Origin of the sequence: Streptomyces durocortorensis, assembly GCF_016901035.1 — a bacterium.
GTDB classification, from domain to species: domain Bacteria; phylum Actinomycetota; class Actinomycetes; order Streptomycetales; family Streptomycetaceae; genus Streptomyces; species Streptomyces durocortorensis.
In genome coordinates this window covers 1-20,297 of record NZ_JAFEUF010000054.1, presented here as the reverse complement: position 1 = coordinate 20,297, position 20,297 = coordinate 1, and the positions used below count along the sequence as shown (strand labels likewise).

The window sequence follows — 20,297 nt, the reverse complement described above, 5'->3', positions numbered from 1 at the left end:
ATTTTTCTCGTCACACCAGGCACTTCTTTACTCTCACCCCACCGCGTGTAGCGGCGACTTGACGGTACGTTCCCAGAAATCCGGCATGTCACACATGCCACCCAAACCCCTTTAGACGCGCGAAAGGCGCTTGAGGAGCAAGACGGACGCGACCGGCCGCGCCCCGGCCTTCGCCACACCGTCCGCCACCTCGCGGTCGGTGGAGACGACCACCACGGGCCGCCCGGGCGGTTCCGCGCGGGCCAGTTGACGGATCACCTCGTCCGCCGTGACGCCGGGCTTGCTGAAGAGCACCCGTACGCCGCGCGGCGGGGCGAGCAGCACCGGCGCGGCCAGTTCGGCCCCGTCGAAGACACAGGTCATCTCGGCGCCGGTCTGCGCCGCGAGCACGGAGAGCCCGCCCAGCAGCCGCAACCGCTGCTTCTCCAGCGGCATCTGGGGATAGCCGGTCTTGGTGACGTTGTAGCCGTCCACGATGAGGTGGGCCTGCGGCAGCGCCAGCAGCTGGTCCAGCAGCGCCGGATCGGTATCCGAAAGGGCCCGCGCGGCAATGTCCTTGGGCGACATCCGGCCCGGCTCCAGCGCGTCCACGGTGTCGGCGGGATGTGTCGTCGCCGGAGGGAGCGCCAGCTCCCGGCGCAGCCCCGAGGCCGCGTCCAGCACGGTGTCCAGGAGCAGCCGCAGCCGCATGTCCTCCACCGAGCGGCCCTCGCGGGCGGCGCGGCGGCTGGCCTCCAGGGCCGCCTCGGCCTCGCCCAGCCGCCCCTTGAGCCGGCGCGACTCGCTCTCCACGGCGGAGAGCTGGGCGGCCGACTCGGCCCGTACGGTGTCGGTCTCGGCGGCGCTTCGGCGCAGGGCCGCCTCGCCGCGCTTCACCTCGCTGAGCGCGCTGCGCAGCTTGCGGTGCAGCGACTCGGCCTCCTTGCGGGCCGCCTCCAGCTCGGTGCGCAGCCGCTCGGTCTCGGTGCGGGTGTGGGCGCGGGCCCGCTCCAGCTCCTCGCGCAGGTGCTCCAGTTCGCGCCGGGTCTCCTCGTCCGCCCGTTCCGCGTCCGCCCGCTGGACCTCCTCGCCGGCCGCCTCGACCAGCTTGACCCAGCCGGCCGGGCGCAGCACATAGGCGGCCGCGGCCACATCGAGGGGATCGGCGGCGGCGGGCGGCGCGCCCGCCTCCAGCGCGCCGGTCAGCTCGGGCTGGGACTGGCCGAGCCGCTCACCGATCCGCTGCCGGAAGGCGGCGTCGCTCTCCAGCGCGGCGGCCATCGCGTTCCCCGCGAACTTGGCCCGCCGGGTCGGGGTGAACCGGGCGTACTGCCTCAGCTGGGCGGGCAGTTCGGCGACGGTCAGGCCGCCGAAGGCGTCCGAGACCAGCGCGACCACCCGCCGCCGGACGCCCTCGGGCAGCGGACGGCCGAGCGCCTCTGCGCCGCCGTCGGCCTCATCGGCCGGTCCGGCGCCGCTGGTCGGCTGATCCACCGTCCGTCACCCCATAGATATGTCGAAGGGTGCGCTCCCTCAGGAAGCGGCACCCGGCCTGTCCACCAGTTCGATCTGGTCCACCGCGTTGCACCAACGACAGCGGACCGACTCGATGGTCTCACTGACGACCTCCCGCTCCTCGACACTCGACTCACCGGCCAGGTCGAGGTGGACGTACTCCACGACCTTGGAGGAACGGGTCACGTCGAAGCGCGTGAGGTTGCCGCACAGGGTGCAGCGCCAGCGGGTCGAGTCGGTCGGCAGGGGAACCGTCGTCATCGTTTGCGTCCTCTTTCGTCGTTTCCAGGAGCCCGCGCCGGGCGCGCCGCCGCGACTCCACCTGTCTACGTCAAGGATCTCGCGGTGCGCCGTCGAACTGCGGAAGTCCTGGCGTAACCCTACGGCCTCGCGTATAGGCATCGGCACGGCGAGGCGCTCCGTCCCCATCTCCACCGGTACGTCATGCTCTGTACATGATCGAGTGGCGGCAGGCCGACTGGCGGACCACGGCCGGGAGAATCCGGGACGCGGCGGCCTCCTGCGGCGCCCCGGTCACGTACGGACTGATCGGTGTCTGCGGGGTGATCTTCCTGATCAGCCCGCTCTCCGGGTTCGGCGGCGCCGCGCACCGGAGCGAGGAGGCGCTGCTCACCGCGCAGGCCGGGTACTTCGAGCGGTGGGGGGTGATCCCCGCCGAGTTGTGGGAGGGCTCCGCGCACGCCCTGATCACCCCGTTCACCGCGCTGTTCGTGCACGGCAGCTGGCTGCACCTGCTGGGGAACCTGCTGTTCCTGTACGTGTTCGGCGCGATGGCCGAGGAGCGCATGGGGCGGGTGCAGTTCGCCCTGTTCTACGTGGGCTGCGGCTATGTGGCCCTGGTCTGTTACGCGGCGGCGCACGCGGACTCCGAACAGACGCTGGTCGGCGCGTCCGGCGCGATCTCCGCGGTGCTCGGCGCGTTCCTGTACCTCTTCCCGAAGACCCGGGTGACCAGCCTGTTCCCGTTCCTCTTCTTCCTCCCGCTGCGCTTCCCTGCCTGGATCGTGCTGGTCTTCTGGTTCGGGCTGCAGTGGGCGGCGGCGCAGAGCGCGGGCAGCGGGCCCGGGGTGGCGTATCTGGCGCATGTGGCGGGCTTCGCGGCCGGGTTCCTCTACGCCTGGGTCCGCTATGGCCGGAGGGCTAGAGTGAAGGTTCCAGCCACCGAGGGAGACAGCCAGCCGTGATCACCGCGATCGTGCTCATCAAGACCAGCGTGGACCGGATTCCGGAGATCGCCGAGGCCATCGCCGCGCTGGACAGCGTCAGCGAGGTCTTCTCCGTGACCGGCACCTACGACCTGATCGCCATGGTCCGGGTCGCCAGGCACGACGACCTCGCCGATGTCATCCCCGGCCGGATCAGCAAGATCCCGGGCGTCGAGGGCACGGACACTCATGTGGCGTTCCGTACGTACTCCCAGCACGACCTGGAAGCGGCGTTCGCCATCGGCCTGGACGCGTAACTCCACGTATGTCGGCCGGGAACGGGCAAGCCGCCTGTTCCCGGCCGACGTGTCACCGGCCTCAGATCCGGGCGGCCTCGCCGCGGTCCGGGACGCAGCGGCCGTCCTCGGTGCGGTAGTTCCACCGGGCGCCCTCGCGGACCAGCTCGGAGACCGCGCGCAGGAAGCGGTCGATGTGCTCGTCGGGCGTACCGGCCCCGAAGCTCACCCGGATCGCGTTGAGCGAGCGCTCGCCCGGCTCGGCCTCCGGCGCGCCGCACTCGCCCGGGTCCTGCGGGTCGCTGCCCAGCAGGGTGCGCACGAGCGGGTGGGCGCAGAAAAGGCCGTCGCGCACACCGATGCCGTATTCGGCGGAGAGGGCGGCGGCGAAGTGCGAGCTGTTCCAGCCACGCACCACGAAGGAGATGACACCGACCCGGGGCGCGTCGTCGCCGAAGAGCGAGAGCACCTGGACCTCGGGGACCTCGGCGAGCCCTTCGCGGACCCGGGACACCAACTCCTGCTCCCGGGCGACGAGGTTGTCGAAGCCCGCCTCGGTGAGGGCCTTGCAGGCGGAGGCGATGGAGTAGACGCCGATGACGTTGGGCGAACCGGCCTCGTGGCGGGCGGCCGTGGTGTGCCAGTCGACGTCCACGCCGCCGTCGGCGCGCCGGGCGACCTTGCGGGAGGCGCCGCCGCCGGCAAGGTACGGCTCGGCCGCCTGGAGCCAGTCGGCGCGGCCCGCGAGGACGCCGGAGCCGAAGGGCGCGTACAGCTTGTGCCCGGAGAACGCGACCCAGTCGACGTCCAGTTCGGCGATGTCCACGGGGTGGTGCGGGGCGAGCTGGGCGGCGTCCAGGACGGTGCGCGCGCCGTGCGCGTGGGCGGCGGCGGCGAGTTCCTTCACCGGCCACAGCTCGCCGGTCACGTTGGAGGCGCCGGTGACGCAGACGAGGGCGGGGCCGTAGGGGTCGCGGTCGGCGAGCGCGCGCTCCAGCGTCTCGACGGCCTGGCCCGGGGTGCGGGGCGCGTTGAGGTAGGTGACCTGGGCGTCGCGCCAGGGCAGCAGGGACGCGTGGTGCTCGGTCTCGTACACGAACACCTGGCAGTCGGCGGGGATCGCGGCGGCCAGCAGGTTGAGGGAGTCGGTCGTGGAGCGGGTGAAGACCACCTGGTCCTCGGCGCGGCAGCCGAGGAACTCCGCGACCGTGCGGCGGCTGTTCTCGAAGAGGTCGGTGGAGAGCTGCGAGAGGTAGCCGGCGCCGCGGTGGACGCTGCCGTAGTACGGGGCGTACGCGGCGACGTCGTCCCAGACCCGCTGGAGGGCCGGGGCGCTGGCGGCGTAGTCGAGCGCGGCGTAGGTGACCTCACCGCCGGTGACGAGCGGAACGGTGACGTCCTGGCCCAGAACGGGCAGCGGGGCACAAACCGACGAGTCGAGGGCAGCGGTGGGGACAGACATGGCGAACTCCCGTAACAGGCAGGCGAAACCCACGCGCCTGCGGATACGCGGCGGCGCGGAGAAGGAAGGAAAAAGGTGCGCTGAAGAAGGGCGGTCAGCTCAGGGCGTGAAAAAGCCCTGGGACGAGCCCTAACGCATTCGCTTGCTCACAGAAGGCTCCCTAGGGACCAGGACCCCGGGGGCTGGCATCCGCTGGATGCCGAGGGGCCCGCGCTTGCCGCAGACCTCGCTGCCTACGGCCTGGTCTTCACCCGGGGCACCCCGCCACGGACGGAGGGTTGCCGGACAGCGGGCCGGGGCCGTAGTCGCTGTCACTCATGACCTGCGCAGCATCTTGCCATACGTGTCCGCACGCGCAAGGGCGCAGTCCGGCATCCGGACTGCGCCTAGGGCCTGTCGTCAAACTGCCGTCGTCGCCCGAAGGGCGGCCGGGCGGCGGATGGTGCGTGCGATCGCAAGGCGCCGGAATGGTCTCGTAGCGGAGCTACTAGGGCATTTCGGCAACGCAGTGAGCGTGCGTGCCAGGCGTCGCCCGGCAGACGGCAGTGTGACGACAGGCCCTGGGTCACACCGTGTGCGCCGGAGGTGCCTCTCCGGCGCGCTCAGGCGTTGCTGGCCGCCACCCAGCGCTCCAGGGCCCGCTTGGCCGCCCCGGAGTCGACGGACTCGGCCGCCACCGCGATCTTCGCCGCGAGCTGCTCGGTCAGCGTGCCGGTCCCCGGGTCCAGGGCGACCAGGGCCGCCGCCGAGTTGAGCAGCACCGCTTCCCGTACCGCGCCCTCCTCGCCGTCCAGCAGGCGGCGGGCCACATCGGCGTTGTACGAGGCGTCCGCGCCGCGCAGCGCCTCGACCGGGACGATGGGCAGCCCGACGTCACGCGGGTCGAACGCCTCCTCGCGGACCGCTCCGTCGCGCACCACCCAGACCCGGGAGGTGGCGGTGGTGGTCAGCTCGTCGAGCCCGTCGTCGCCGCGGAAGACCAGGGCGGAGTTGCCCCGGTCGGCGAGCACGCCCGCGACGATGGGCGCCATCCGCGCGTCCGCGACGCCGACCGCCTGGGCGCGGACCTGGGCCGGGTTGGTGAGGGGGCCCAGGATGTTGAACGTGGTCTGCGCGCCGAGTTCCTTGCGGGCCTTGGCGGCGTACCGCAGGGCGGGGTGGAACTTCACGGCGAAGCAGAAGGTGATGCCCGCCTGCTCGGCGACCTCGACCACCCGGCGCGGGGTCAGCTCCAGGTTGACGCCGAGCTTCTCCAGTACGTCGGAGGAGCCGCTCGCGGAGGAGGCGGCCCGGTTGCCGTGCTTGACGACCTTGGCGCCGGTGCCGGCGATGACGATCGCGGACATGGTGGAGATGTTGACGGTCTTGGCGAGGTCGCCGCCGGTGCCGACGATGTCGACGGTGCGGCCGGGCACCTCGATGGTGTTGGCGTGCGCGTACATCGCGCGGACCAGGCCGGTGACCTCGTCGACGGTCTCGCCCTTGGCCCGCAGCGCGACGGCGAACCCGGCGATCTGCGCGTCGGTGGCCTCGCCGCTCATGATGCGGTCCATGGCCCAGGCGGTCTCCTCGGAGGAGAGGTTCTCGCCGCGCAGGAGGGGGTTCAGGAGGCCGGGCCAGGAACGGTCCGCCACGCTGTCGCCGCCGCTCGGGGTCACAACGTTCATGGTCCGCTCCAGGGTCCACAGCCGGTCAGAAGGATCGGCTCCACCCTATCCAGCCCCGGGGACCGCGAAGAGCCCCGTCCATCGAATGGACGGGGCTCTCACGGTGGCGATCAGGTCAGGTGATCAGTGGTGGCCGTGGCCCTCGCTGATCTCCTTGTACTCCTCGGGGGTCGCCTTGGGGATCTGGTTCCCGTCGGCGAAGTACCCCTTGCTGAGCTTGGCGCGCAGCTTCTGCACCGGGGAGATCTTGCGCTTGACGCCGTTCTCGTCGACCGCCGGGCCGAGTTCGAGCGGCTTGTACTGCTCGTGCGCCGTGAGCGTGTGCAGCTGCCCGGGGCTGAGCGGCTCGTGGATCTCGACGAACTCACCGTGCGGCAGGCGCTTGATGATGCCGGTCTCGCGGCCGTGCAGCACCTTCTCCCGGTCGCGGCGCTGAAGGCCGAGGCAGATCCGCTTGGTGACGATGAACGCGATGACCGGTCCGACGAAGAAGAAGATCCGGACGAACCAGGTGATCGAGTTGATCGACAGGTGGAAGTGCGTGGCCCACAGGTCGTTTCCACCGCCGACGAGGCCGATGAAGTACGCCGTGATCCAGGCGACGCCGAGGCCCGTACGGGTCGGGACGTTGCGCGGGCGGTCCAGGATGTGGTGCTCGCGCTTGTCGCCGGTGATCCAGGACTCGACGAACGGGTACACCGCGATCACGGTGAGGACCACGCCGAAGGCGACCAGCGGGATGAACACGCCCAGGGCGAGCGTGTGGCCCCACAGGTTGATCTCCCAGCCCGGCATCACGCGGACCAGACCCTCGGCGAAGCCCATGTACCAGTCGGGCTGGGCGCCGGTGGACACCTGGTCGACGCGGTACGGGCCGAGCGCCCAGATCGGGTTGATCGTGGCGATGGCCGAGATGATCGCGATGACGCCGAAGACGAGGAAGAAGAACCCTCCGGCCTTCGCCATGTACACGGGCAGCAGCGGCATGCCGACGACGTTCTTGTTGGTCCGGCCGGGGCCCGCGAACTGCGTGTGCTTGTGGTAGAAGACCAGGATCAGGTGGGCCACCAGCAGGCCAAGCATGATGCCCGGCAGCAGCAGGATGTGGATCGAGTAGAACCGGGCCACGAAGTCGTGGCCGGGGAACTCGCCGCCGAACAGGAACATCGAGATGTACGTACCGACGATCGGCACGGACAGGATCGCGCCCTGGGTGAAGCGGACACCCGTACCGGAGAGCAGGTCGTCCGGGAGGGAGTAGCCGGTGAACCCGGTGAACATGCCGAGCACGAACAGCAGGAAGCCGAAGAGCCAGTTGATCTCGCGCGGCTTGCGGAAGGCGCCCGTGAAGAAGACGCGCATCATGTGCACGAACATGCCGGCCAGGAAGATCAGCGCGGCCCAGTGGTGGATCTGCCGGACCAGCAGACCGCCGCGGACCTCGAAGCTGATCTTCAGGGTCGAGGCGTAGGCCTCGGACATCCGGATGCCCTGCATGGGCTCGTACGGACCGTGGTAGACGATCTCGCCCATGCTCGGCTGGAAGAACAGCGTCAGATACACACCCGTGAGGATGATGATGATGAAGCTGTAGAGGCAGACCTCACCGAGCATGAAGGACCAGTGGTCCGGGAAGATCTTGCGCATGTTGGCCTTGGCGAGGCCGTAGATGCCCAGCCGGCCGTCCGCCCAGTCGGCCACCCGCTCGCCGGCCGGAGCCTTGCGCCCGCTCGCCGGTTCGGCGGCGGAGGGGTTTTTCGTCGTCGTACTCATCCGCGCTCCCAGAAGGCAGCACCGACGGGCTCGTCGAAGTCGCCGAGCGCCTCGAGGTTGCCCTCGCTGTTGACACCGATCCGCAGCTGCGGAAGGGGGTGGCCGGCCGGACCGAAGATGACGCGAGCGCCGTCGGAGAGGTCGAAGGTGGACTGGTGGCACGGGCAGAGCACGTGATGCGTCTGCTGCTCGTACAGGCTGATCGGGCAGCCGACGTGGGTGCAGATCTTGGAGAACGCGACGATGCCCTCGTGGGCCCAGTCACGCTGGCGCTTGTCCTTGATGTCGTCCGGCTCGATGCGGACGATCATCAGGGCGGCCTTGCCCATCTGCGTCTGGAAGTCGTGCGACTCCGGGTCGAGACCCTCGGGCATGGCGAAGGCCAGCGACCCGACGGTGATGTGCTCGGGGCGCAGCGGCTTCATCGTGTTCATGTTGATGAGCTGCTTGCCCTCGGCCCACAGGGTGGTACGGAGCTTCTTCTCCGGCAGCGGACCGAGGTCGCGCAGCAGGACCACACCGGAGAGCGGCACCAGGGCCAGCGCACCGAACATGGTGTTGCGGATCAGCTTGCGCCGACCGATCGCGGACTCCTCGGCGCCGGCCGCGAAGTCGGCCATGACCTGGGCCTTGACCTCGGGCGTGGCCTCGATCGGGTGGCGGTCGGCGGCGACCTCGACGTCGGACATCAGGGTGCGCGCCCAGTGGACGGCTCCCGCTCCGATGAAGAAGAGCGCCGCGCCCAGGGTGAGACCCAGGGAGAAGTTGAGCGCGCTCACATGGCCGAACGGCCAGATGTAGACGATCTTGTCCACCGGGAAGATGACGTAGGAGGCGATGAAGCCCACCGTCGCCAGCATCGAGAGGGTGAACATGAGCGCGACGGCCCGCTCGGAGCGGTTCGCGGCGCGTTCGTCGAGGTCCTGGATGCGCGGCTTGTGGGCCGGCAGCCCCGGGTCGGCGAACGGGTCGTCCGTACCCTCGACCGCGCCGTGCGCGGTCTCCTGCACAGCGGGCAGGCTGTCTTCTGGAATCTGTTGGCTACTCATGACTTCTTGGCCTTAGCGGTGTGGGCCGCGACCCAAACGGCGACTGCGACGAGCGCGCCGAGTCCGAAGATCCAGGCGAACAGACCTTCGCTGACCGGACCGAGACCGCCGAGGGCCAGACCGCCGGGGCTCTCCGTCTCGTCACCGTTCACGGACTCGATGTACGCGATGATGTCCTTCTTCTCCTGCTCCGGCATCGTCGTGTCGGGGAAGGAGGGCATGCTCTGCGGGCCGGTCTGCATGGCCTCGTAGATGTGCTTCGGGCTCACACCTTCGAGGTCGGGCGCGTACTTGCCCTCCGTCAGGGCTCCGCCCTTACCGGTGAAGTTGTGGCACTGGGCGCAGTTGGTGCGGAACAGTTCGCCACCGTTGGCGACGTCCGCGCCCGCCGGGTCGACCTGCTTGTCGGTCGGCGTGACGGGACCGGCGCCGAGCGACGCGACGTACGCCGCGAGCTGGTCGATCTCCGCCTGGCTGTAGATGACCTTCTTCTTCGGTACCTGGGCGCCCGGCTGCTGCGCGGGCATACGGCCCGTACCGACCTGGAAGTCGACGGCGGCGGAGCCCACGCCCACGAGGGACGGCCCGTCGGTGGTGCCCTGACCGCCGGTTCCGTGGCAGCTGGCGCAGCCTACGGCGTAGAGCTTCTTGCCCTCTTCGATGGCGAGGGACTGGGCGGTTTCATCGGCCTGCGCCTTGCCCGCAGGCGCAAACGCGGCGTACAGCCCCCCGGTAGCCGCCAGCGCGAGGAGTAGTACGACGACCGCCGCCAGCGGATGGCGTCGTCGTGCGGAGAGCTTTTTCACGGATTACCCCGGTGTCAGGATCTTCTGCGTCGATGGTGGGCGGGTGCGAGCCCGGGTTACTTGATCATGTAGATCGTTGCGAACAGGCCGATCCATACGACATCGACGAAGTGCCAGTAGTAGGACACGACGATGGCGGCGGTGGCCTGATCGTGGGTGAACCTCTTGGCCGCGTACGTTCTGCCGAGGACCAGCAGGAAGGCGATGAGACCGCCTGTCACGTGCAGACCGTGGAAGCCGGTGGTCAGGTAGAACACCGAGCCGTAGGGGTCGGACGAGAGGGAGAGCCCCGCGTCCTTGACCAGCTCGGTGTACTCCAGGACCTGGCCGCCGATGAAGATCGCACCCATCACGAACGTGATGATGAACCAGGTGCGGAGCTTCTTCACATCGCCCCGCTCGGCGGCGAAGACGCCGAGCTGGCAGGTGAGTGAGGAGAGCACCAGGATCGTGGTGTTCGTCGCCGAGAACGGGAAGTTCAGATGGTCGGACATCTCCTTCCAGTAATCCGGTCCCATCACCGATCGCAGGGTGAAGTACATCGCGAAGAGGGCCGCGAAGAACATCAGCTCGGAACTCAACCAGATGATGGTTCCGACGCTGGTGAGGTTCGGCCGATTGACCGACGGGTGCGCGTGCCCGGTTTCTACTGTCGTTGCTGTCGCCACGACCGACATTATGTCGGTCGCTTATCCCGCCCTCACCCCGGGGGGTGCCGTTCGGTGTGTCCGTACCGTCTGCAGGGGTCGCACCCTGCGCCGAACGGCCCATCCCATCGTCGTCATTACCGGTGCTGACGGCCGGTCGGGCGGAGTACGATCCGCGCATCGGTTCATGCCCCGAGAGCCCCGACGACGTCGATGTCACGGAGGAACAATGCAGGCGACCGCCACGGTCCTGGTCTACAGCGACGACGCCAACATCCGCGAGCAGGTGAGGCTGGCAGCCGGTCGCAGGCCTGCCGCGGACGTCCCACCGGTGGAGTTCCTGGAGTGCGCGACGCTCCCGGCCGTCCTGAAGGCGCTGGACGGCGGCGGCGTCGACGTCTGCGTGCTGGACGGGGAGACGGCCCCCGTCGGCGGCATGGGCGTCTGCCGCCAGATCAAGGACGAGATCTTCCGCTGCCCGCCGGTGCTCCTGCTGATCGGCCGCCCGCAGGACGCGTGGCTGGCCACCTGGAGCCGCGCTGATTCCGCCGTGACGCTGCCGGTGGACCCGGTGGAGTTCGCCGACGCGCTGGCGGCGCTGCTGCGCCACCGGCTCGCCGTGGAGGCCTGAGCGGCCCCTGTGCCCCGCTGAGGGTCGTTCCGTACAGCGGGGCACTCCCGGCCCGGGTCAGACGTGGGGGCGTAGCCGAGCGGCCTGGAGCGTCTGCGGGCTGTCCGGCGCCCCTTCGTTCAGGGCGCTGCCCTGCTGCCACTTCTCCCAGGAGAGGTTCCAGTCGCCGAACCCGTTGCCGAACGGGTCCATGTCCTCGCCCTCGCTGCCGACGACCTTGACGACGTCGCCCTCGCGCACGGTGTCGAAGAACCATTCGGCGTTGCTCGTGCTCATGCCGGTGCAGCCGTGGCTGACGTTGGCGTTGCCCTGGGAGCCGGTGGACCAGGGGGCGGCATGGACGTACTCGCCGCTCCACGTCACCCGGGTGGCCCAGTAGACCGGCAGGTCGTACGACTCCGAGGAGCCGGCCGCGATGCCGATGGACTCGCCGCGCATGCGTACGAACTGCTCCTTGGCGAGCACCACCTTGACCCCGTTGCGGGTGGAGAAGCCGGGCTTGCCGGTGGTGACCGGAATGGTGTTGATCACTTCTCCGTTGCGGTACACCGTCAGGCTGTGGTTCGCGGCGTCGGTGACGGCCTCGATGCGGTCGCCGGTGGCGAGCTTCAGGGGCTTGGCCTCGGCTCCGTAGAGCGCGTTGGTCACCTTGATGCCGGCCAGGTTGGAGCGGACCTCGATGGTCGCGTTCGCGGGCCAGAACTCCTTCGGGCGGAAGTGCAGCTTCTTGTCGTCGACCCAGTACCAGGAGCCGGTGACCGCCGGGGTGGAGCGGACCTTCAGGGCGCGCTCGACGGTGGCCCTGGACGCCTTGTCGGTGATCGGAGCGCTGAGTTCCGCCGTGATGGGCTGTCCGACGCCGTAGGTGCCCGCCTCCGGGCCGAAGGCGACCTTCAGCAGCTTCTTGGGCGAGGAGGTGTCGAAGGAGAGCGTACGGAGGCCTGGGGCGCCGTCGCCGTTCTCGGTGGCGACCCTGACGGTGTATCCGGTGCCGGCCGCGAGCGGGGCGGTGGAGCGCCAGCGCCTTCCGTCGGCGGAGAGCTCTCCCGCGAGGTGGCGGCCGCCGGTGTCCACGGCGGTGACGTCGGTGATGCGCCCGTCGTCACCCTTGACGGTGACTTCCAGGGGCTTGTCGGGGTCGGCCTTCTCCTTCTTGGAGGGGCCGTTGAAGGAGACCTGGTCGCCCGCGTCGTACGGCTTCGTCGAGAGCGGGTGTCCGTCGGGCGAGCCACAGGCGGTCGCACCCGCTGCGAGGGTCACGACCAGGAGGGTGCAGCTCACTACGGTGCGGATGCGCGGCGTGTGGTTCATGCGGTCCACGCTAGGAAGGTTCATCCGTTCCAGCGCGTTCAATGACTGCAAACGAGCGAAAGGCCCGCGTCGCTTGCGGCGATACGGGCCTTCCGTGGTGTAGCGCGTGTCACCGCCTGCGCGGTGGCACGGGGTGCGGTGTCACTGGGTGCGGTTCTCGCCCCGGTAGTACTCGAAGACCCAGCCGAAGAGGCCGATCAGGAGCAGGGGGGCGGAGAAGTAGAGCAGCCACCAGCCGAAGACGACGCCCATGAAGGCGAAGGCTCCGCCGACCGCCAGGGAGAGCGGCTGCCAGCTGTGCGGGGAGAAGAACCCCAGCTCGCCCGCCTCGTCGGCGACGTCCGCCTCCTTGTTGTCCTGGGCCATCGCGTCGACCCGGTTGGCCGTGAAGGCCAGGTAGAAGCCGATCATGATGGACAGCCCGAAGGCCAGGAAGAGGGCCGTGGTGCCGACCGGCTCCTTGGACCACACGCCGTACACGACGGCCATGGCGAGGATGAAGACGCTCAGCCAGATGAACATCTGTCCCTGGATCTTCACTTGCCTGCCTCCTTGCCGCCGGCGAGGGCCTTGTCCGACTCGGAGTCATGGCCGAGCTGCTCCAGCGCGGTGATCTCCGGGTGGTGCAGGTCGAACGCCGGGGATTCGGAACGGATCCGCGGCAGGGTGAGGAAGTTGTGCCGCGGCGGCGGGCAGGAGGTCGCCCACTCCAGCGAACGGCCGTAGCCCCACGGGTCGTCGACCTCGATCTTCTTGCCGTACTTCGCGGTCTTCCAGACGTTGTAGAAGAACGGGAGCATCGACAGGCCGAGCAGGAACGAGGAGATCGTCGAGATCGTGTTCAGCGCGGTGAAGCCGTCGGCGTCGAGATAGTCCGCGTAACGACGCGGCATGCCCTCGGCACCCAGCCAGTGCTGCACCAGGAACGTGCCGTGGAAGCCGATGAACAGCGTCCAGAACGTGATCTTGCCGAGCCGCTCGTCCAGCATCTTGCCGGTGAACTTCGGCCACCAGAAGTGGAATCCGGAGAACATCGCGAAGACCACGGTGCCGAAGACGACGTAGTGGAAGTGCGCGACGACGAAGTACGAGTCGGACACGTGGAAGTCCATCGGCGGCGAGGCGAGGATGACGCCGGTCAGACCACCGAAGGTGAAGGTGATCAGAAAGCCGATGGCCCAGAGCATCGGTGTCTCGAAGGACAACGACCCCTTCCACATCGTGCCGATCCAGTTGAAGAACTTCACACCCGTCGGCACGGCGATGAGGAAGGTCATGAACGAGAAGAACGGCAACAGCACACCGCCCGTGACGTACATGTGGTGCGCCCATACCGTCACGGACAGACCCGCGATGGAGATGGTCGCCGCGATCAGACCGATGTAACCGAACATCGGCTTGCGGCTGAATACCGGGATGACCTCGGAAATAATTCCGAAGAATGGTAGCGCGATGATGTACACCTCTGGATGGCCGAAGAACCAGAAGAGGTGTTGCCAGAGCAATGCGCCGCCATTGGCCGCGTCGAAGACATGCGCGCCGAATTTACGGTCGGCCTCCAGCGCGAAGAGCGCGGCGGCGAGGACCGGGAAGGCCAGCAGGACCAGGACACCGGTCAGCAGGACGTTCCAGGTGAAGATCGGCATCCGGAACATCGTCATGCCGGGGGCGCGCATGCAGATGATCGTGGTGATGAAGTTGACCGAGCCGAGGATCGTGCCGAAGCCGGAGAAGGCCAGACCCATGATCCACATGTCGGCGCCGATGCCCGGCGAACGGACCGCGTCCGAGAGCGGGGAGTAGGCGAACCAGCCGAAGTCGGCCGCGCCCTGCGGGGTGAGGAAGCCGGCCACCGCGATGAGCGAGCCGAAGAGGTACAGCCAGTACGCGAACATGTTCAGCCGCGGGAACGCCACGTCGGGCGCGCCGATCTGCAGCGGCATGATCCAGTTCGCGAATCCGGCGAACAGCGGCGTCGCGAACATCAGCAGCATGATCGTGCCGTGCATCGTGAACGCCTGGTTGAACTGCTCGTTCGACATGATCTGCGTACCCGGACGGGCCAGCTCGGCGCGCATGAAGAGCGCCATGAGTCCGCCGATGCAGAAGAACAGGAACGACGTGACCAGGTAGAGCGTACCGATCGTCTTGTGGTCGGTGGTGGTCAGCCACGACACAACGATGCTTCCCGGCTGCTTGCGCCGCACGGGCAGTTCGTCCTCGTACGAGTCGTCTGCCGGAGCGGCACCCTGAGGTTCGTTGAGGATGCTCACAGTTGGTTCTTCTCCGCATTCCTGGCCGGGTCCGTCTGCGCGATCCCTGCCGGCACGTAGCCCGTCTGGCCCTTCTCAGCCAGCTCCTTGAGGTGCTGCTGGTAACGCTCCGGGGAGACGACCTTGACGTTGAAGAGCATCCGGGAGTGGTCGACGCCGCAGAGCTCGGCACACTTGCCCATGAAGGTGCCCTCGCGGTTGGGGGTCACCTCGAACACGTTGGTGTGGCCCGGGATGACGTCCTGCTTCATGAGGAACGGCACCACCCAGAAGGAGTGGATGACGTCACGCGAAGTGAGGACGAAGCGGACCTTCTCGCCCTTCGGCAGCCACAGGGTCGGACCCGGGTTGCCGTTCTGCGGGTTGCGCGTTCCGGGGATGCCCACGTCGTAGACGCCGCCGGCGCCCTCGGGGAAGTCCTTCTGGAACTTGTCGGGGATGGCGTTGAGCTCCTTGGGGACCTCGGGGCCCGCTGCGGGCTGGCCATCCACCTTCTCGATGTAGTTGAAGCCCCAGCTCCACTGGAAGCCGACCACGTTGATGGTGTGGGCGGGCTTGTCGGAGAGTTCGAGGAGCTTCGACTCATCACGCGCGGTGAAGTAGAAGAGCACCGAGACGATGATGAGGGGAACCACTGTGTACAACGCCTCGATGGGCATGTTGTACCTGGTCTGCGGAGGTACCTCCACCTTGGTCCGGCTACGCCGGTGGAAGAAGACGCTCCAGAGGATCAGCCCCCAGACAAGGACACCCGTGACGAGCGCTGCCGCCCACGAGCCTTGCCAGAGGGAGAGGATCCGAGGGGCCTCTTCCGTTACCGGGGTGGGCATACCGAGGCGGGGAAAATCCTCCCAGTTGTATGAACAACCGGAGGCCGTCGCCAGGACCAGGCCCGCAGTCAGCACCTGCGGCAGCTTCCGCCGCATCGGGCGCCGCGACGAGCGGTCGGAGCCGTTGGGACTCACGTAGCGCCTTCCCGAGAGTCTCGCCCGCACGGTCGGCGCGCCCGTATGTCTCTGGTCGGTCGCCGGCCCTGACGCGGGCAGGGGTTTGGATGTTTATGCGGACCAAACCCTACTGGACGCTATTTGGGGTCGCGCGGGGAGGGTGCCCAACGCGCCGCCCGACACCCCCTTGGGGTGGAATGCGCGCCTCCGGCCCTCATCTGACGCCCCCTCGCCCGTCCGCCGGGAGCGGCCCCCGGCGAGGTGGGGCCGGGTGCGGGCTAGCGTGGCGGGGTGCCCTACTTCGACGCCGCCTCCGCCGCCCCCCTGCACCCCGTCGCACGCCAGGCGCTGCTTGCCGCGCTCGACGAGGGCTGGGCCGATCCAGCCAGGCTGTACCGGGAGGGACGGCGGGCCAGGCTGCTCCTGGACGCGGCCCGGGAGGCCGCCGCGGAGGCCGTCGGGTGCCGCCCCGACGAGCTGGTCTTCACCTCGTCCGGGACGACGGCGGTGCACGCGGGAATTGCCGGGGCTCTTTCGGGGCGTCGGCGTGTCGGCCGCCATCTGGCCCTCTCGGCGGTCGAACACTCGTCGGTGCTCCATTCGGCGGCGGCCCACGAGGCGGCGGGCGGTTCGTTCACCGAGGTGCCGGTGGACCGCTTCGGGGCAGTGGATCCGGCGGCGTACGGCGCGGCGCTGCGGGCGGACACCGCGCTGGCCTGCCTCCAGTCGGCCAACCACGAGGTGGGCACCGAGCAGCCGGTGGCCGAGGTGGCCGCGCTCTGCGCGGAGGCCGGGGTGCCGCTGCTCGTGGACGCGGCCCAGTCGCTCGGCTGGGGCCCGGTCCCGGCGGGCTGGTCGTTGCTGACGGCGAGCGCGCACAAGTGGGGCGGCCCGGCCGGGGTCGGGCTGCTCGCCGTGCGCAAGGGGACGCGCTTCTCGCCCCAGGGCCCGGCCGGGGAGCGGGAGTCGGGGCGGGCGGCGGGGTTCGAGAACCTGCCGGCGATCGTGGCGGCGGCGGCCTCGCTGCGCGCGGTACGGGACGGGGCCGCGGCGGAGGAGCTACGGCTGCGGGCCCTGGTGGACCGGATCCGGACCGTGGTGGCCGAGCGGGTGCCCGATGTGGAGGTGGTGGGCGATCCGGTGCGGCGGCTGCCGCATCTGGTCACCTTCTCCTGTCTCTATGTCGACGGGGAGACCCTGCTGCACGAGCTGGACCGGAGGGAGTTCTCCGTATCGTCCGGCTCGTCCTGCACGAGCAGCACTCTCACTCCGAGCCATGTGCTCAAGGCGATGGGGGTGCTCTCGGAGGGAAACGTCCGGGTGTCGCTGCCGCCGGGGACGGCCGGGGCGGACGTGGACCGCTTCCTGGAGGTGCTGCCCGGGGTGGTCGCGGAGGTGCGGGAGCGGCTCGGGGCCCCGGTCTCGGCCCCCGTCTCCCCCGGGCCCGCCGCGTCCCTCGTGGTCGACGCGCTGGGCCGCCGCTGCCCGATCCCGGTGATCGAACTCGCAAAGGTGATCGGAGAGGTAGCGGTGGGCGCCACGGTGACGGTGCTCGCCGACGACGAGGCGGCGCGGCTGGACATCCCGGCCTGGTGCGAGATGCGCGGTCAGGAGTACGTGGGCGAGGAGCCGGCGGACCGCGGTTCGGCCTATGTGGTCCGCCGGCTCGGCTGAGTCAGAGGGTGCGGTTCACGCCAGGTGCTGCTGGACCTCGGCGGCGGCCTCGTGACCGTACGCCTTGGTGAAGCGGTCCATGAAGTGGGTGCGGCGCAGGGTGTACTCCTGGGTGCCGACCGTCTCGATGACCAGGGTGGCGAGCATGCAGCCGACCTGGGCGGCGCGCTCCAGGCCGACGCCCCAGGCGAGGCCCGAGAGGAAACCGGCCCGGAAGGCGTCGCCGACGCCGGTCGGGTCGGCCTTGCTCTCCTCCTCGGGGCAGCCGACCTCGATGACCGGCTCGCCGACCCGCTCGATCCGGACACCGCGGGCGCCGAGGGTGGTGACGCGGTGGCCGACCTTGGAGAGGATCTCCTCGTCGCTCCAGCCGGTCTTGGACTCGATGAGCCCCTTCTCGTACTCGTTGGAGAAGAGGTAGGTGGCGCCGTCGAGGAGGATGCGGATCTCGTCGCCGTCCATCCGCGCGATCTGCTGCGAGAAGTCCGCGGCGAACGGGATGTTCCGGGAGCGGCACTCCTCGGTGTGGCGGAGCATCGCCTCGGGGTCGTCGGCCCCGATGGAGACGAGGTCGAGGCCGCCGACGCGGTCGGCGACGTTCTTCAGCTCGATGAGGCGGGCCTCGCTCATCGCGCCCGTGTAGAAGGAGCCGATCTGGTTGTGGTCGGCGTCGGTGGTGCAGACGAAGCGGGCGGTGTGCAGAACCTCGGAGATACGGACCGAACCGGTCTCGACGCCGTGCCGGTCGAGCCAGGCGCGGTACTCGTCGAAGTCGGATCCCGCGGCGCCCACGAGGATCGGCGCGGTGCCGAGCAGCCCCATCCCGAAGCAGATGTTGGCGGCGACACCGCCCCGGCGCACATCGAGGTTGTCGACCAGGAAGGAGAGGGAGACCGTGTGCAGCTGATCCGCGACCAGCTGGTCGGCGAAGCGGCCGGGGAAGGTCATGAGGTGGTCGGTGGCGATCGAGCCGGTGACTGCAATACGCACGGGGAGACTGCTCCTGCGGAAGGCGAAGGGCCGCGAGTGCGCCCTCCGGGACGACGTGACAGTTCACGCTACCGGGTGGCCCGATCTCTAGGAAAAGGGAAAACTACCCGATAGTAGGGCTTTCTACCTGAGTGCGACCGTGGTTACGGTGCGGATATGTCGAAGCACACCGCATTGCCCGAGTCGGAATTGAGCCTGGCCGCACTGCGCGGTGACTGCGCGCGGATGGCGCCGCACTGGACGGCGTCGGTGAAGAGCGCCCCGGCACCGGTGAAGCCGTCCCTGATCAGCGGGGTGCGGATCCCGCCCTCGTCGGCGCGGCTGATCGACGCGATGTCCGAGTACGGCGACTGAGAACCCGCGGGGCCGGGCCGGCCGACGCCGTCTTTCGGCCCTTCTCGCGCGCGTTCCGGCCCGAACCGTACGGTGCCGGGGTCCAGGACTCCCCCGCCCGGTGGAACCGCACGCTCCTCCGTTCCGTCCCACCGGTGTCCCCGCCCCGGGGACACGCGGCAGACACCGCGACGGCGACGCAGTCGAAGGAGCGATCCGGTGAGCACCGAGCGACCCGACAACGACGTGACCGGCCCCCGGCGGCGGCGTCCGCCGCTCGCGGTGGCCTCGGTGGCCGCGGCCGTGCTGCTGGCCGGGGGCGGCGGGGCGTACTGGGCCTCGACCGCCTCGGGCGACGGCGGCGCGGCGGACAGCGGTACGGCGGCGAAGAAGTCGGCCCCCCTGCTGGCCCTGGACGCCTCGGCGGACGGCCCGGACTCCCCGTCCTCGGCCTCGGACTCCGCTCCCCCGGGCATCGCCCCCGGCGAACCGGATCCGGGCGGCCCGCCCGTGGTCTACCGGGCCGCGGGCGAACTCCCGGACGGCCCGGACGAGGCGGCGGTCCACGAGGCGAAGGGCGCGGTCGCGTCGGCCGAGGTCGCCCGGCTGGCGAAGGCGCTGGGCATCCCGGGCTCGCCGCGCACCGAGGGCACGTCCTGGGTGGTCGGCGACGACGACGGCCCCGGCGCGCTCCTGAAGGTGACGAAGCAGGCCCCGGGCACCTGGACGTTCGCCCGCACGACCCCGTCCAAGCCCTGCGAGCCGGGGAAGATGTGCGCCAACGACGCGCTGGGGTCCGGCGGCGACCCGGTGAGCGAGAAGGCGGCGAAGGCGGCCGCGGCCCCGGTGCTCAAGGCGGCCGGCCAGGACGACGCGGCGCTGAACGCGGGCCAGTTGATGGGCGACGCCCGCGTGGTGAACGCCGACCCGAAGATCGACGGGCTCCCGACGTACGGCTGGTCGACCGGTGTCCAGGTGGGCCCGGACGGCAAGGTGACCGGCGGCAGCGGGCATCTGAAGGCGCTGGAGAAGGGTGCCGTCTACCCGGCGGTCGGCGCGGACGAGGCGCTGAAGCAGCTGAACGAGGCGAGCAGGGGCAAGGGCGACGCGGACCGGGACATCGGCGGCTGCGCCACTCCCGTACCGCTGGAGGGTGAGCAGAAGTCCCCCTCCGACCCGCAGTGCGTGCCGTCGAACGGCAAGCGGGCGCCGGTGACGCAGACGGTCGAGGACGCGGTGTTCGGTCTCGCGCTGCACTACGTGGACGGCCGGCAGACCCTGGTGCCGTCCTGGCTCTTCACGGTCCGCCAGGCGCCGGGCGGCCCGGAGAACACGGTCACGCAGGTCGCGGTGGACCCGAAGTTCATCGAGAAGCCGGACGCGCCGACGACGCCCTCCGGGGACCGGAAGGTGACCTCGTACGGGGCGGACGGGCGGACCCTTGAAGTGACGTTCTGGGGCGGCGTGTGCAGTACGTACACGGCGAACGCGAAGGAGAGCGCGGGCCAGGTGCGGATCACGGTGACGGAGAAGCCGCAGGAGGAGAAGAAGGCCTGCATCATGATCGCCAAGGAGCTGACCCGGACGGTGACGCTGGAGAAGCCGCTGGGCGACCGCACGGTGATCGACGCGGCCTCGGGCGGCGCGGTGCCGCGCGGCTGACGCGGACGGCGGCCTGCGCACGGCGGCGGGCAATACATACGGCGGCGGCGTCGGACAGGAGGATGCCGTCGCTCACGGTGGTGGTCTCGTCCGATACGGACATCTGCTTCTCTCCC

Annotated in this window: 19 protein-coding genes and 1 riboswitch; of the genes, 6 read left to right on the top strand and 13 right to left on the bottom strand. The window is 69.7% G+C overall.

Annotated features, from left to right (window positions below; translation table 11 throughout):
• Positions 1-111 precede the first annotated feature (111 nt).
• Positions 112-1,473: an NYN domain-containing protein gene (locus JS521_RS13540; protein WP_205083137.1), complete on the bottom strand. Its 1,362-nt coding sequence runs from the start codon at positions 1,471-1,473 to the stop codon at positions 112-114.
• Positions 1,474-1,512: 39 nt separating this feature from the next.
• Positions 1,513-1,755: a hypothetical protein gene (locus JS521_RS13535; protein ID WP_003969643.1), complete on the bottom strand. Its 243-nt coding sequence runs from the start codon at positions 1,753-1,755 to the stop codon at positions 1,513-1,515.
• A 194-nt stretch (positions 1,756-1,949) separates the two neighbouring features.
• On the opposite strand from JS521_RS13535, the gene JS521_RS13530 reads away from it, so the two are divergent.
• Both JS521_RS13530 and JS521_RS13525 read left to right on the top strand, forming a co-directional pair.
• Complete coding sequence (locus JS521_RS13530) at positions 1,950-2,699, top strand: rhomboid family intramembrane serine protease (protein ID WP_205083136.1); 750 nt, start codon at positions 1,950-1,952, stop codon at positions 2,697-2,699.
• A complete protein-coding gene (locus JS521_RS13525) occupies positions 2,696-2,977 on the top strand; it encodes an Lrp/AsnC family transcriptional regulator (RefSeq protein ID WP_003969641.1) in 282 nt (93 codons plus the stop codon). The genes JS521_RS13530 and JS521_RS13525 overlap by 4 nt, the downstream gene beginning before the upstream one ends.
• Positions 2,978-3,038: 61 nt before the next feature.
• Here the strand turns inward: JS521_RS13525 and JS521_RS13520 are convergent, their stop codons facing one another.
• The 6 genes from JS521_RS13520 to ctaE all read right to left on the bottom strand — a co-directional run bounded on the left by JS521_RS13520 (position 3,039) and on the right by ctaE (position 10,390).
• Entirely contained in the window at positions 3,039-4,418 is a 1,380-nt protein-coding gene (locus JS521_RS13520) for an aminotransferase class V-fold PLP-dependent enzyme (RefSeq protein WP_205083134.1), read from the bottom strand.
• 205 nt (positions 4,419-4,623) lie between these two features.
• A riboswitch (SAM riboswitch) is annotated at positions 4,624-4,741 on the bottom strand.
• 279 nt (positions 4,742-5,020) lie between these two features.
• Positions 5,021-6,085, bottom strand: coding sequence for an anthranilate phosphoribosyltransferase (trpD, locus tag JS521_RS13515; RefSeq protein WP_205083132.1), 1,065 nt, complete (start codon positions 6,083-6,085; stop codon positions 5,021-5,023).
• A 123-nt stretch (positions 6,086-6,208) separates the two neighbouring features.
• Complete coding sequence (gene qcrB / locus JS521_RS13510; RefSeq protein ID WP_205083131.1) at positions 6,209-7,858, bottom strand: cytochrome bc1 complex cytochrome b subunit; 1,650 nt, start codon at positions 7,856-7,858, stop codon at positions 6,209-6,211.
• Complete coding sequence (gene qcrA, locus JS521_RS13505; RefSeq protein WP_205083129.1) at positions 7,855-8,907, bottom strand: cytochrome bc1 complex Rieske iron-sulfur subunit; 1,053 nt, start codon at positions 8,905-8,907, stop codon at positions 7,855-7,857. The genes qcrB and qcrA overlap by 4 nt, the downstream gene beginning before the upstream one ends.
• Positions 8,904-9,713, bottom strand: coding sequence for a cytochrome bc1 complex diheme cytochrome c subunit (qcrC, locus tag JS521_RS13500; RefSeq protein ID WP_075266833.1), 810 nt, complete (start codon positions 9,711-9,713; stop codon positions 8,904-8,906). Before qcrC ends, qcrA begins: the two co-directional genes overlap by 4 nt.
• Positions 9,714-9,769: 56 nt before the next feature.
• On the bottom strand, positions 9,770-10,390 hold the full coding sequence (gene ctaE, locus JS521_RS13495) for an aa3-type cytochrome oxidase subunit III (protein WP_003969635.1): 621 nt from the start codon (positions 10,388-10,390) through the stop codon (positions 9,770-9,772).
• 199 nt (positions 10,391-10,589) lie between these two features.
• On the opposite strand from ctaE, the gene JS521_RS13490 reads away from it, so the two are divergent.
• Positions 10,590-10,991: a DNA-binding transcriptional response regulator gene (locus JS521_RS13490; RefSeq protein ID WP_205083128.1), complete on the top strand. Its 402-nt coding sequence runs from the start codon at positions 10,590-10,592 to the stop codon at positions 10,989-10,991.
• 57 nt (positions 10,992-11,048) lie between these two features.
• Here the strand turns inward: JS521_RS13490 and JS521_RS13485 are convergent, their stop codons facing one another.
• From JS521_RS13485 to ctaC, 4 genes are all read right to left on the bottom strand, one after another.
• Entirely contained in the window at positions 11,049-12,302 is a 1,254-nt protein-coding gene (locus tag JS521_RS13485; protein ID WP_205083126.1) for a L,D-transpeptidase, read from the bottom strand.
• 141 nt (positions 12,303-12,443) lie between these two features.
• Positions 12,444-12,842, bottom strand: a complete 399-nt coding sequence (locus tag JS521_RS13480; protein ID WP_007451224.1) for a cytochrome c oxidase subunit 4 — start codon at positions 12,840-12,842, stop codon at positions 12,444-12,446.
• Positions 12,839-14,575 carry an aa3-type cytochrome oxidase subunit I gene (gene ctaD, locus JS521_RS13475; protein ID WP_205083124.1) on the bottom strand — a complete coding sequence of 579 codons (1,737 nt, stop codon included), beginning with the start codon at positions 14,573-14,575 and terminating at the stop codon, positions 12,839-12,841. The genes JS521_RS13480 and ctaD overlap by 4 nt, the downstream gene beginning before the upstream one ends.
• The gene (ctaC, locus tag JS521_RS13470) at positions 14,572-15,540 is read right to left on the bottom strand and encodes an aa3-type cytochrome oxidase subunit II (RefSeq protein WP_006123921.1); all 969 of its coding nucleotides are present in this window, start codon (positions 15,538-15,540) and stop codon (positions 14,572-14,574) included. The genes ctaD and ctaC overlap by 4 nt, the downstream gene beginning before the upstream one ends.
• Positions 15,541-15,813: 273 nt before the next feature.
• Between ctaC and JS521_RS13465 the strand changes: the two genes are divergently transcribed.
• Positions 15,814-17,196, top strand: coding sequence for a cysteine desulfurase/sulfurtransferase TusA family protein (locus JS521_RS13465; protein ID WP_205083123.1), 1,383 nt, complete (start codon positions 15,814-15,816; stop codon positions 17,194-17,196).
• A 15-nt stretch (positions 17,197-17,211) separates the two neighbouring features.
• Here JS521_RS13465 and JS521_RS13460 read toward each other — a convergent pair whose 3' ends face one another.
• Positions 17,212-18,186 (bottom strand): carbohydrate kinase family protein, encoded by a 975-nt coding sequence (locus tag JS521_RS13460; protein ID WP_205083121.1) that lies wholly within the window; start codon positions 18,184-18,186, stop codon positions 17,212-17,214.
• 156 nt (positions 18,187-18,342) lie between these two features.
• On the opposite strand from JS521_RS13460, the gene JS521_RS13455 reads away from it, so the two are divergent.
• A complete protein-coding gene (locus tag JS521_RS13455) occupies positions 18,343-18,540 on the top strand; it encodes a hypothetical protein (protein ID WP_205083120.1) in 198 nt (65 codons plus the stop codon).
• Positions 18,541-18,738: 198 nt separating this feature from the next.
• Complete coding sequence (locus JS521_RS13450) at positions 18,739-20,181, top strand: hypothetical protein (protein WP_205083118.1); 1,443 nt, start codon at positions 18,739-18,741, stop codon at positions 20,179-20,181.
• Positions 20,182-20,297: the final 116 nt, after the last annotated feature.

Excerpts from the sequence above, each read along its gene's own strand:
- JS521_RS13455 (WP_205083120.1), top strand. The coding sequence starts at position 18,343 with ATGTCGAAGCACACCGCATTGCCCGAGTCGGAATTGAGCCTGGCCGCA.
- qcrB (WP_205083131.1), bottom strand. The coding sequence starts at position 7,858 with ATGAGTACGACGACGAAAAACCCCTCCGCCGCCGAACCGGCGAGCGGG.
- ctaE (WP_003969635.1), bottom strand. The coding sequence starts at position 10,390 with ATGTCGGTCGTGGCGACAGCAACGACAGTAGAAACCGGGCACGCGCAC.
- JS521_RS13535 (WP_003969643.1), bottom strand. The coding sequence starts at position 1,755 with ATGACGACGGTTCCCCTGCCGACCGACTCGACCCGCTGGCGCTGCACC.
- JS521_RS13530 (WP_205083136.1), top strand. The coding sequence starts at position 1,950 with ATGATCGAGTGGCGGCAGGCCGACTGGCGGACCACGGCCGGGAGAATC.
- JS521_RS13485 (WP_205083126.1), bottom strand. The coding sequence starts at position 12,302 with ATGAACCACACGCCGCGCATCCGCACCGTAGTGAGCTGCACCCTCCTG.
- JS521_RS13520 (WP_205083134.1), bottom strand. The coding sequence starts at position 4,418 with ATGTCTGTCCCCACCGCTGCCCTCGACTCGTCGGTTTGTGCCCCGCTG.
- trpD (WP_205083132.1), bottom strand. The coding sequence starts at position 6,085 with ATGAACGTTGTGACCCCGAGCGGCGGCGACAGCGTGGCGGACCGTTCC.
- qcrA (WP_205083129.1), bottom strand. The coding sequence starts at position 8,907 with ATGAGTAGCCAACAGATTCCAGAAGACAGCCTGCCCGCTGTGCAGGAG.
- JS521_RS13490 (WP_205083128.1), top strand. The coding sequence starts at position 10,590 with ATGCAGGCGACCGCCACGGTCCTGGTCTACAGCGACGACGCCAACATC.